Source organism: Parabacteroides sp. PFB2-10 (genome assembly GCF_029893085.1).
Lineage (GTDB): Bacteria > Bacteroidota > Bacteroidia > Bacteroidales > Tannerellaceae > QVMG01.
This window is the reverse complement of sequence record NZ_JARXWI010000002.1, coordinates 170,164-181,693: the sequence shown is the minus strand read 5'-3', so window position 1 is coordinate 181,693 and position 11,530 is coordinate 170,164. Positions and strand designations below refer to the sequence as shown.

The window sequence follows — 11,530 nt, the reverse complement described above, 5'->3', positions numbered from 1 at the left end:
GATGTTTAGATGATATAGATGGCGTCGAACTTACACTTCTCAATACAAGATCCACAGCGGATACACTCTAAGGTGTCGATCACATGCGGCACTTTACGCTCTCCCGTAATGCAATGCACCGGGCAGATACGGGCACAGACAGTACATCCGCGGCATTTCTCCGCATTTATATAATAATGGATCAATTTGCGGCATTGGTGTGAAGGACACTTTTTGTCCACCACATGCGCCAGGTATTCATCATGGAAATGCTCCATGGTCGACAAGACCGGATTAGGCGATGTCTGTCCCAGCCCGCAAAGCGCGGTGTCTTTGATCACATGCCCCAGGTTTTTCAGCAGTTCCAGATCTTCCATCTCTCCCTTTCCGATTGTGATACGGTGCAGGATCTCCTGCAGACGTTTGTTTCCAACGCGACAAGGAGTACATTTCCCGCAAGATTCCTCTACGGTAAAGTCCAGATAGAATTTAGAAACGGCCACCATACAGTCGTCTTCATCCATCACGATCATACCACCCGACCCCATCATAGAGCCGGCAGCCAACAGGTTGTCATAGTCGATAGGCAGATCCAAATGCTTTTCCGTCAGACAGCCTCCCGAAGGACCTCCCGTCTGTACGGCCTTGAACTTCTTTCCATCTTTGATGCCGCCTCCGATGCCGAAGATTACTTCGCGGAGCGTTGTTCCCATCGGTACTTCGATCAGGCCGACATTATTGACCTTTCCGGCCAGGGCAAACACCTTGGTGCCCTTGCTGCGTTCCGTTCCGATGCTGCTGAACCATTTAGCGCCTTTCAATAGGATCACGGGAATATTGGCGTAGGTCTCTACATTATTCACATTGGTCGGTTGCCCTTTGTAGCCCTGTTCGCTGGGGAAGGGAGGCTTGCTGGTTGCTTCGCCCCGCTGTCCTTCCATACTATGTATCAAAGCAGTCTCTTCGCCGCACACAAAGGCGCCGGCACCATAACGAATCTCGATTGAGAACGAAAAGTCGGTTCCGAAGATACGATCTCCCAGAAGTCCGTATTCCGTTGCTTGTGCGATAGCAATCTTCAGGCGCTCTACCGCCAGTGGGTATTCGGCGCGGATATAGATCAATCCCTTATCTGCGCCCGTACAATAGCCATTGATAGCCATTGCCTCCAATATGGAATGAGGGTCGCCTTCGAGAATCGAGCGGTCCATAAATGCACCCGGGTCGCCTTCGTCGGCATTGCAGACCACGTATTTCTGGTCGGCAACCACCTTACGGGTGATTTCCCACTTCATGCCGGTAGGGAATCCGCCTCCTCCCCGACCCCGCAAGCCGCTGTCTTTAATCTCCTGGATCACCTCTTCGGGCGTCATTTCCGTCAAGGCTTTGCCTAAGGATACATATCCGTCGCGGGCAATGTATTCATCGATGTTTTCCGGGTTAATGAAACCGCAGTTACGCAAAGCAATACGGTATTGCTTTTTATAAAAATCCATGTGTTTGGAGTCGGAAATATGTTCTTTGGTTTCCGGATTCGTGTATAACAATCGGGCTACTTTGCGCCCTTTAACCAAATGTTCGCGAACGATCTCATCGGCATCTGAAGGATACACCTGTACATAAAATGTGTTGTCGGGAACCATTTTAACAATCGGTCCCTGTTCGCAAAAGCCGAAACAGCCTGTGCGAAGCACTTGTACTTTCTCCTGCAATCCTTGTTGCAGGATAGCCGATTTCAGCGAATTGATCAATTGTTCGCTTTGAGATGCACGGCAACCGGTACCTCCACATACCAGTATGTAATCTGTGAATGTCGTCATATGTGTTTTCTATTAGTAAAGATTCTTGTTTATTCCGGATTCACTGCATTGTATGTGATCGGCATAATACCGTCGACCAGTATGCCCTGCTGGATATACTGATTGATCAGTTCGTCGACTTTCTCTTCCGTAAGATATCCGAACACCAACGGTTCTTTGCCGGGCAGGATAATCTCTGCCGTCGGTTCGGCATAACAATAGCCCATACAGCCGGTTTGTGTAACTAACGCGTCGATCTGACGCTTGTTGAGTGTTTGTACAAAATAATTCATAATCTCTTTAGCACCGGAGGCAATGCCACAGGTGGCCATAGAAATTTTGATCTGAATCATTTGTTCCGGATGATTGCTCTTTTCGCGAAGATCGATGTCGGCTTTGAAAGCCTCCCGCATTTTACGCAGGTCATCTAAGGTCTTAATTTTATTCATGGCGTACTTTAAATAAGGATAAATAACTGATTTATGTTTGCGTTTTTCAATACAAACATACAAATTTCTTTGATAGTACAAGCATGATTTAGTGGGAAATAGAAGGTTGGAAAACGATTTTGACAAAATGAAAGCAAAACGGTTGTTTTGCTTTACAAAATGATACGTTAAAAATAGCACCCCTTCTTATACGATTTAGTCAATCCACAACAGTGTAAACAAATGATAATATATCCATTTTGGACGAAACCCTCAATTTACGATTTGTAATTTCAGCGGGACTTTGCGCGCAAAAAAGCGGGACTTCGGAGACAAACTCCCGGGAGAAACACTTTTTAACGTATGGATTTGTAAGCAAAACGGGCGTTTTGCTTACAATCAATATTTTAACATTTCGGGAACTTATTGTAAAAAACAAACGCCACGTAACGGTATTACGTGGCGCTATTCGAAGTGATCGATCTTGCATCCCACGCCTTCATTCGCATGGGACGGGTATCGGTCAATATTTATCAAAGCGATACTCTTTTCCTTCGCTATTCAGAATAAGCCTATTATCTGTTTTTTTGTCGATCGTAAATTCACGCGTGCCATTTTCCCAGTCTGACTTTAGCAAAAAATCGCTTACCGTATATGCATACGATTTCATTTCCAGCCGAATATGTTTCTCGTCCATCTTGGTCTTAAAACCAAAAAAATAGGGATAGTTGTCGGTTGCCGCATCATAGAGTTGATACATAAACAAGGTGTTCTGAAAGTTATACCAAACGGTATCCACCTGCTGAATAGATCCGTCGACCGCTACCACCTCCCTCAGAATCCATTTGCCGTCTAATTCGGTCTCTATATCCTTCGTGCAGGAAAACAACAAGCTGGCGGCAAGTAGCACCATCAGAGGCTTTACGATGAAGACAGATTGCTTAAAGAAGGTATTCATACATCTATCGAGATTAAAGTGACCCTTTGGTAGTTGGCAATTCGTACTTGTAAATATTACGCTTGATGGCCATCCTGATAGCACGTGCCAACGCCTTGAAGATACTCTCTATTTTATGGTGTTCATTCGTTCCTTCGGCTTTGATATTCAAATTCATTTTTGCTGCATCGCTCAGGCTTTTGAAGAAATGAAAGAACATTTCTGTGGATACATCGCCAATCCGTTCCCGGAAAAAGGGAGCATCCCATACCAGCCAGGGGCGACCGCCAAAGTCGAGAACCACACTCGCCATGCAATCGTCCATCGGAAGAGAAAAGCCGTAGCGTTCCGTTCCGCGCTTGTCTCCCAAGGCCTTCGCCAGGGCTTCGCCTAAAGCCAACGCCGTATCTTCTATGGTATGATGCTCATCTACCCGCAGATCACCTTTCACCTGTATGGTCAGATCCATGCCCGAATGGCGGCCAATCTGTTCCAGCATGTGATCAAAGAAGCCGAGTCCGGTGGATATCTCCGACTTGCCGGTGCCATCCAGATTCAGTTCAATATGAATATTTGTCTCTTTGGTGACACGGTCGATCGTGGCGGTACGTTCACCGGCAAAAAGAAATTCGGTAATCTTATCCCAGTTATCGGTTGTCAACACCGGCCAAAGGTTACAATGATACGCCATTAATTCCTCATCGGCTCCCTCTTTGCCATGCAGCCAAATGCCTTTTGCTTCCAGATTGAGAGCCAACTCCATATCTGTCAACCGATCGCCAATGACATAACTGTTCTCCAGGTCGTACTCATCGGTCATATACTTCTTCAGCATGCCGGTCCGGGGTTTGCGATTGGGTGATTTATCCTCCGGAAATGAGTCGTCGATCAGTATATCATCAAAGGCAATCCCTTCATTGGCAAAGGTCTGCAACATCATGTTATGCGGCGGCCAGAAGGTTTCTTCCGGGAAAGAGGTCGTTCCCAAACCATCCTGATTGGTGACCATGACCAATTCAAAATCGAGGTTCTTACGAATAAAATACAGATTACGGATCACACGCGGAATAAACTCCAGTTTCTCCAGGCTATCCAACTGATAATCTCCGGCCGGCTCTTTCACCAGCGTACCATCGCGATCGATAAATAAGACTCGTTTCTTCATGAGAGTATTGTTTTCAATGAGTTAAGCAATATATTATTTTCTTCGGGTGTACCAATCGTAATGCGCAAGCAACCGGCACACAAGGCCACGTTATGGCGGTTGCGCACCACCACCCCGTCGTCTGTCAATGATTTATAAACCCCATTCGCATCGCCCACTTCCACCAATAGGAAATTGGCTTCCGAGGGATAGACCTTGAAGTTATAAGGCGCTTCCGACAATGTCTTTTCGAGCCTTTCGCGCTCTTGAAGTATTCGCTTTAACTGATCCTGCATAACAGATACATTATCAAGTACTTTTAAAGCATACTCCTGGGTCAGCTGATTGATATTGTAGGGGTATTTTATTTTGTTCAATACCCCAATGATCTCGGGCGAAGCAAACGCCATGCCCATACGGATAGCTGCCACTCCCCAAGCTTTCGACAGGGTTTGCAATACCACCAGATTCGTATGGCTGACAAGCTCCCGCAAATAGGAATAAGAAGAGGCAAAGTCGATATAGGCTTCATCTATAACCACTATGCCGGGGAAGTATTTCAATACCTTATACACTTCTGCCCGATCGAGCAGATTGCCGGAAGGATTGTTGGGCGAACAGAGAAAAATAATCTTCGTATGTTCGTCGACTGCATCTAATAAAGCGGCCGCATCCAGTTGGAAATCCTGCTTCAACGGCACTTTTATACATGGAATATTATTCGTATCAGCCGACACTTCATACATTCCGTAGGAAGGAGTAATGGATGCAATCGTGTCTATACCCGGCTCACAAAAGGCGCGGATAAGCAGGTCGATCGGTTCATCGCTTCCGTTTCCAAGAAAGATATAATCCGGATCGATGTCTTTCAACATCGAGATCTTGTCTTTCAAGGCACGTTGCAAAGGATCCGGATAGCGGTTGTATGGCGGATTCCAGGGGTTCTCATTGGCATCCAGAAAGACAGATGCTTCTCCATGAAACTCATTTCGTGCCGATGAATAGGGCTTCAAATCCCGTATATTAGGCCTTAGTATTTTATTTATATCAATTTTCATACTGATTCTTTTAATTGCTTTACGCCTTCGGCTAAGCGATTCTCACTTTGTTCGAATTCTTCACTCTTCATTTTTCATTGCTTTACGCTCCGCTAAGCGATTTCCGATTCGTAAAGTGACCGCATACCGATGCGCCTCCAGTTCCTCATTGCGTGCCATCACACGAATGGTTTCGCCCAGGTTTTGAATGCCCTCTTCCGTAATCTCCTGAAAGGTGATCTTCCGAATAAAGCTGTCTAAGTTCACACCACTGTATGCTTTAGCATATCCGTTGGTCGGCAAGGTGTGGTTAGTACCCGAAGCATAGTCGCCGGCACTTTCCGGTGTATAGGGACCCAGGAATACGCTTCCGGCATTTTCCACCTTTTCCGCCAGTTCGGCATAGTCGGCTGTCTGGATAATCAGATGCTCCGGCGCGTAGGCATTGGTAAAATCGATCACCTCCTGGCGGTCTTTCAACAGTATGATACGGCTGTTTTTCAATGCCTTTTCTGTGATCTCTTTGCGGGGCAACATTTCCACCTGCTCCTTTATTGCCTCTACCACCGGATCGATCAGGGCTTCCGATGTCGTAACCAATAATGCCTGGCTGTCCACCCCATGTTCAGCCTGCGAAAGAAAATCGGAAGCGATATAACGGGGGTTCGACGTTGCGTCGCCAATCACCTGCACCTCTGATGGACCCGCCGGCATATCGATAGCGACATCCTTCAGACTAACCCACTGCTTGGCAGCGGTGACATACTGATTTCCCGGTCCAAATATTTTATACACTTTCGGAACAGACTCCGTGCCGTAAGCCATAGCGGCTATCGCCTGAATACCTCCAGCCTTGCAAATCAGGTTCACACCAGCCTCTTTGGCGGCAAAAAGAATAGCCGGATGTATCTTCCCCTCCCGATTGGGAGGCGAACAAAGCACAATCTCACGGCATCCGGCAATACGCGCCGGTACAGCCAGCATCAACACGGTGGAAAACAAAGGCGCCGTTCCGCCCGGCACATAAAGGCCTACCTTTTCAATCGGCACCGCTTTCTGCCAGCAACTGACGCCCGGCATGGTTTCTACCTTGACGCCGGCGAATTGCTGTGCCTTATGGAATGTTTCGATATTTGCTTTCGCCCGGCGAATAGCCTGTTTCAACTCGTCAGAGACAAGCGCTTCCGCCTCACTCAGTTCTTCATCGGTTACAAGCAAAGCCGATAGTTTCACTTTGTCGAACTGATCCCCAAAACGACACACCGCTTTGTCGCCCTCGCTGCGTACAGCTTCGAGCACTTCGCGCACCTTATCAAACAGCCCTGTCACATCCAACGAAGGACGACGTGTCAGTTCTGCCCATTGTTCCCGGGGAGGATAGTGTATGATTTCCATTGTTATACTATCATTTTTTCAATCGGTATCACTAAAATACCTTCAGCACCTAACGCTTTGAGTTTGCTAATTATTTCCCAAAAATGACTCTCGGCTATCACCGACTGAACCGACACCCAATCTTTTTCTGCCAAAGGGGTCACCGTAGGGCTTCGCATACCCGGCAATAATTTGATAATATCGTCTAATTTATTCTTAGGCGCATTCAAAAGTACATATTTTTTGCCTTCCGCAAGCTGGATCGCTTCAAAACGAAACAATAATTCATCCAATATAGCTTGCTTTTCATCGTCCAGATTATTATTCGCTATCAAAAGAGCTTCGCAGGGCAATACCAGCTCCACCTCTTTCAGGCGGTTGCTTACCAACGTGCTTCCTGAGCTGACAATATCAAAAATAGCATCCGCCAGGCCAATGCCCGGAGCAATCTCCACTGAACCACTGATCACATGCAGATGGGCGTTAATCTTGTTCTTCTGCAAAAAGCCCTCCAGGATTTTTGGATAAGAGGTGGCGATTGTTTTCCCTTCAAACCATGTTACATCCTTATAGTCTTCATTTTTGGGAATAGCCAAAGCCAGGCGGCAACGGCTGAAGCCAAGGCGTTTGATCAATTTCGCTTCCGCCCCCTTCTCCACATATTCGTTTTCCCCTACGATACCGACATCGGCCACGCCATTGGCTACCGACTGAGGAATATCATCGTCGCGCAGAAAGAGTAATTCCACCGGAAAACCTTTTGCCGAGAGCAGAAGAATGCGCTTTCCCCTGTTCAGTTTAATACCTGCTTCCTGAAGCAGAAGCATTGTTTCATCATATAAACGACCTTTTGATTGTACCGCAATTCGTAGCATATTATTTCTAAATTATCAATTTTCAATTTCCAACTATCAATTAACAAAAAAAGGCTCACCCTATAACGGCAAGCCTTTCCTAATTCTTTATATATGTAATACTATATACACACACCTAAGCCCACCGAACTACTGCTCGTTGCAATGATGATGGTGGTGATGTAGTATAGAATATTTCATTTTTCTACTATTTCTGGCCACAAAGTTACACTATTTCTTTATTATAGCAATAAAACAAACAAAAAGTTTCAAATTCCGCCTGCTTTGTGTCGCTTTGATGTGAAAATAATTGCATAGTAACAGGCAACCTCGAATTTACAAATTGTCAAAAACGCGGGAGTTTTTTTCCGAAATCCCGGGACTTTTTTCACAAACTCCCGGGAGAAACATTTTTTAACGTATCATATTGTAAAGCAAAACGACCTTTTTGCTATCAAAATGATAATTTTGAAAAACACAATTATCACTGTTTTTTTAAGGGGTGGAAAGAATATTTTTTGTAAGTTTGCAAGCGCAAAAAGGTTACAGATTTCTACACTATCAAAATAATAAATTTATGGTATCCATTGAAAATTTCAACTTTGCCGGTAAAAAGGCATTTGTGAGAGTTGATTTCAACGTTCCTTTGGACGAGAATTTCAACATTACTGACGACACACGTATCCGTGCTGCCCTTCCTACATTGAAAAAGATTTTAACCGATGGCGGCAGCCCTATTATCGGTTCACACCTTGGACGTCCGAAAGGCCCGACCGATAAATTCTCCTTGCGCCACATCTTGGGGCATGTTTCGGAATTGCTGGGTGTTGATGTGCAGTTTGCCAATGATTGTATCGGGGAAGAAGCGGCTGTGAAAGCGGCAGCCTTGCAACCGGGAGAAGCTCTTTTATTGGAAAACCTGCGTTTTTATGCCGAAGAGGAAGGCAAACCGAGAGGTTTGGCTGAAGATGCGAGCGAAGAAGAAAAGAAGGAAGCGAAGAAAGCCATTAAAGAGAGCCAGAAAGAATTTACAAAAACATTGGCTTCGTATGCCGACTGTTATGTGAACGACGCGTTCGGTACGGCTCACCGCGCGCATGCTTCAACGGCTCTGATTGCCGACTATTTCGATGCTGACCATAAGATGTTTGGATACCTGATGGAAAAAGAGGTGAAAGCGGTTGAGAAGGTGATGAAAGACATCGCCCGTCCGTTCACAGCTATCATGGGTGGTTCAAAAGTATCTTCTAAAATCGATATCATAGAAAACCTCCTAGGTAAGGTTGATAACCTGATCATTGCAGGTGGTATGACCTATACATTCACCAAAGCACAGGGTGGTAAGATTGGTAAATCATTGGTTGAAGACGACAAATTGGATCTGGCTCTTGAGTTGATCAAAAAAGCCAAAGAAAAAGGAGTGAACCTTGTTCTGGCGGTGGATGCCAAGATTGCCGATGATTTCAGCAACGATGCCAACACAAAATTCTGTCCGGTAAACGAAATTCCTGACGAATGGGAAGGCCTGGATATCGGCCCCGAAACAGAAAAGAAGTTTGCCGCAGTGATTGAAAACTCAAAAACCATCCTTTGGAACGGCCCTACGGGTGTATTTGAATTCGATAACTTCACAAGCGGTTCACGCTCTGTAGGCGAAGCCATTGTGAAAGCAACTCAAAACGGCGCCTTCTCACTCGTGGGTGGTGGTGACTCGGTTGCCTGCGTAAACAAATTCGGCATGGCCGACAAGGTATCTTACGTTTCAACCGGTGGTGGCGCCCTATTGGAAGCCATCGAAGGGAAAACCCTTCCGGGAATCGCAGCGATTGAAGCGTAAGCGTATTGTATTAATTGATAATTGTCAATTTATAATTGATATAAAAAGAGCCTGGAGTATTCTCCGGGCTCTTTGTTGTCGGTAGCGCAATCACCAAAATCGGGTTGTCCAAAATGGTGGATAGTAAAATACTGTTTCCCTTTTAAACTATTTCTATGGGTAAAACGTTATTTATATGTACTCAAAAATAACACGATAAGATTATATGTCCATCCAATTCAAACCGATCACTCTTGAGGATAAAGAACTGATCACCTCCTACACCATGCCGGCCAATTACAGTAATTGCGACTTTTCATTCGCGAATATGTGTAGCTGGCGTTTTCTTTACGATAGCGAATTTGCCATTGTAGACGACTTTCTGGTCATACGTTTCAAGATAGAAGATAAAACCCGCCCGGCTTATATGATGCCTGTTGGCGATGGAGATCTGAAGCAGATACTCCACAAAATGGAGATCGACTCACGGGAACTGGGACATCCGTTGTTGCTCTTGGGCATCACTCCGTATGCCCGTTTGAAACTGGAAGAGGCTCTGCCCGGAGAATTCCATTATATCCCCGAACGTGACTATTTTGATTATATTTACCTACGGGAAGATCTGGTAAACCTGACGGGAAAGAAATACCAGGCCAAACGCAATCATATCAACCGCTTCAAGAAGGAGTATCGCTATGAATATATGCCGATCACGCCCGAACTGGTGCCCGAATGTCTGGCATTGGAAAAGAAATGGTATAAAGCCAACCAGACGGAAGAAGATGAAGAAGAGTTGAGCTATGAAAGGCGATCTATCACCTATGCACTCAATCATTTCAATGAACTGGGTCTCACTGGCGGAGCAATCTGCCACAACCACCAGATCATTGCCTTCTCTTTCGGCAGACCGATCAACCATAATACGTTTGGCGTACATATTGAAAAGGCGGATACCCAGTATGAAGGCGTCTACGCAGTGATCAACCAGGAGTTCGCCTCCCATCTTCCGGAACAATATATGTATATAAACCGGGAAGAGGATCTGGGCATCGAAGGATTGCGCAAAGCGAAACTCTCCTATCAACCAATCATTCTTTTGGAAAAGAGTGCTACCGTAAAGCGAACTCCCTTAAAAGCAAACCAACATGAACAACCGGAAAGAACAGATAAAGGAGTTGTGGCGGACGTGCTTTCATGATCCGGAAGACTTTATCACTCTCTATTTCGACCGTGTATTCAAAGAGGAACAGGCATATACGATCGAACGCAACGGGCGCATTGTCTCTTTTCTGCAAGTTATTCCCTACACGCTAATTTGGTATGGTAGGGAGATCCGGATGGGTTATATCTCCGGTGCCTGCACCGATCCCCGCGAACGGGGCAAAGGATTGATGCGCGAACTGTTGGAAAAAGCGTTCACCGGTATGCGTCGCGAAGGATATGACATCACCGGATTGATCCCGGCGGAACCCTGGTTGTTTGATTATTATCGCGCCCAGGGTTATACGGAAGTGTTCGACTACTCCTGGGAAACCTATCTGTTATCCAATGAAGAGACAGACGCCGGAACGATCAAACCGATCAGTTCTGAATCGAAAGATTTGGAGAAATGGTATCGTTATTTCGACAGCCAACTACGATGCCGAACCTGCTCTGTTTTGCACACCCCGGAAGATTTCAAGACCAACCTGATGGAATTTGAGCGAACCGAAGGCCTTGTGGCCGGTATGGAAGACCGACAAGGCAACCCGATTGGCTTACTCTTTGCCGTGACCAGCGAAAAGGAGCCACTTATCAAAGAGATGGTTTATGAGAATATCTCCGTTAAAAAGGCCTTATTGCAACACACCTGTCGCTTCTTCCGCTCGGAAAAGGCTGTATGGAAGTCGACTCCTCTCCTACCCGACACCCATCGTTTGGGCATGGCGATGGTTCTTAACCGAGAAAAAATGACCAGACAATGGCTGGAAAGCCATCCTAAACAACCGTTCACCGCCGAAACATTAGAGCAGATGGACGACAAAACCCTGACCTCCCTTCTGATGGGTTACAGCAAAAGAGATGCCATTATGAGTTTGATGCTCGACTAAATGCCACTATCCGGCGCACCTCAAAAAGCAAAATGTTAAAAAACTAAATGTAAGTAAAACGGGCGTTTTGCT

The 11,530-nt window shown here is 45.9% G+C and carries 10 protein-coding genes; 3 read left to right on the top strand and 7 right to left on the bottom strand.

Annotation, left to right across the window (positions count from 1 at the left end; genetic code table 11):
- Positions 1–5 precede the first annotated feature (5 nt).
- From M2137_RS02585 to hisG, 7 genes are all read right to left on the bottom strand, one after another.
- Complete coding sequence (locus M2137_RS02585; protein ID WP_280764901.1) at positions 6–1,799, bottom strand: NADH-ubiquinone oxidoreductase-F iron-sulfur binding region domain-containing protein; 1,794 nt, start codon at positions 1,797–1,799, stop codon at positions 6–8.
- 29 nt (positions 1,800–1,828) lie between these two features.
- Positions 1,829–2,227, bottom strand: coding sequence for a (2Fe-2S) ferredoxin domain-containing protein (locus M2137_RS02580; RefSeq protein ID WP_280751657.1), 399 nt, complete (start codon positions 2,225–2,227; stop codon positions 1,829–1,831).
- A gap of 502 nt (positions 2,228–2,729) precedes the next feature.
- Positions 2,730–3,164, bottom strand: a complete 435-nt coding sequence (locus M2137_RS02575) for a lipocalin-like domain-containing protein (protein WP_280764900.1) — start codon at positions 3,162–3,164, stop codon at positions 2,730–2,732.
- Positions 3,165–3,177: 13 nt separating this feature from the next.
- A complete protein-coding gene (hisB, locus tag M2137_RS02570) occupies positions 3,178–4,308 on the bottom strand; it encodes a bifunctional histidinol-phosphatase/imidazoleglycerol-phosphate dehydratase HisB (RefSeq protein ID WP_280764899.1) in 1,131 nt (376 codons plus the stop codon).
- The gene (gene hisC, locus M2137_RS02565) at positions 4,305–5,345 is read right to left on the bottom strand and encodes a histidinol-phosphate transaminase (protein WP_280764898.1); all 1,041 of its coding nucleotides are present in this window, start codon (positions 5,343–5,345) and stop codon (positions 4,305–4,307) included. The genes hisB and hisC overlap by 4 nt, the downstream gene beginning before the upstream one ends.
- Before the next feature lie 60 nt (positions 5,346–5,405).
- On the bottom strand, positions 5,406–6,719 hold the full coding sequence (hisD, locus tag M2137_RS02560; RefSeq protein WP_280764897.1) for a histidinol dehydrogenase: 1,314 nt from the start codon (positions 6,717–6,719) through the stop codon (positions 5,406–5,408).
- Between the two features lie 2 nt (positions 6,720–6,721).
- On the bottom strand, positions 6,722–7,573 hold the full coding sequence (gene hisG, locus M2137_RS02555) for an ATP phosphoribosyltransferase (protein ID WP_280764896.1): 852 nt from the start codon (positions 7,571–7,573) through the stop codon (positions 6,722–6,724).
- 556 nt (positions 7,574–8,129) lie between these two features.
- Here hisG and M2137_RS02550 point away from each other — a divergent pair.
- The 3 genes from M2137_RS02550 to M2137_RS02540 all read left to right on the top strand — a co-directional run bounded on the left by M2137_RS02550 (position 8,130) and on the right by M2137_RS02540 (position 11,458).
- Positions 8,130–9,389 carry a phosphoglycerate kinase gene (locus tag M2137_RS02550; RefSeq protein ID WP_280764895.1) on the top strand — a complete coding sequence of 420 codons (1,260 nt, stop codon included), beginning with the start codon at positions 8,130–8,132 and terminating at the stop codon, positions 9,387–9,389.
- A gap of 205 nt (positions 9,390–9,594) precedes the next feature.
- Entirely contained in the window at positions 9,595–10,566 is a 972-nt protein-coding gene (locus M2137_RS02545) for a phosphatidylglycerol lysyltransferase domain-containing protein (protein ID WP_280764894.1), read from the top strand.
- Positions 10,514–11,458, top strand: coding sequence for a GNAT family N-acetyltransferase (locus tag M2137_RS02540; protein ID WP_280764893.1), 945 nt, complete (start codon positions 10,514–10,516; stop codon positions 11,456–11,458). The genes M2137_RS02545 and M2137_RS02540 overlap by 53 nt, the downstream gene beginning before the upstream one ends.
- Positions 11,459–11,530: the final 72 nt, after the last annotated feature.

Excerpts from the sequence above, each read along its gene's own strand:
- M2137_RS02585 (WP_280764901.1), bottom strand. The coding sequence starts at position 1,799 with ATGACGACATTCACAGATTACATACTGGTATGTGGAGGTACCGGTTGC.
- M2137_RS02580 (WP_280751657.1), bottom strand. The coding sequence starts at position 2,227 with ATGAATAAAATTAAGACCTTAGATGACCTGCGTAAAATGCGGGAGGCT.
- M2137_RS02575 (WP_280764900.1), bottom strand. The coding sequence starts at position 3,164 with ATGAATACCTTCTTTAAGCAATCTGTCTTCATCGTAAAGCCTCTGATG.
- hisB (WP_280764899.1), bottom strand. The coding sequence starts at position 4,308 with ATGAAGAAACGAGTCTTATTTATCGATCGCGATGGTACGCTGGTGAAA.
- hisC (WP_280764898.1), bottom strand. The coding sequence starts at position 5,345 with ATGAAAATTGATATAAATAAAATACTAAGGCCTAATATACGGGATTTG.
- hisD (WP_280764897.1), bottom strand. The coding sequence starts at position 6,719 with ATGGAAATCATACACTATCCTCCCCGGGAACAATGGGCAGAACTGACA.
- hisG (WP_280764896.1), bottom strand. The coding sequence starts at position 7,573 with ATGCTACGAATTGCGGTACAATCAAAAGGTCGTTTATATGATGAAACA.
- M2137_RS02550 (WP_280764895.1), top strand. The coding sequence starts at position 8,130 with ATGGTATCCATTGAAAATTTCAACTTTGCCGGTAAAAAGGCATTTGTG.
- M2137_RS02545 (WP_280764894.1), top strand. The coding sequence starts at position 9,595 with ATGTCCATCCAATTCAAACCGATCACTCTTGAGGATAAAGAACTGATC.
- M2137_RS02540 (WP_280764893.1), top strand. The coding sequence starts at position 10,514 with ATGAACAACCGGAAAGAACAGATAAAGGAGTTGTGGCGGACGTGCTTT.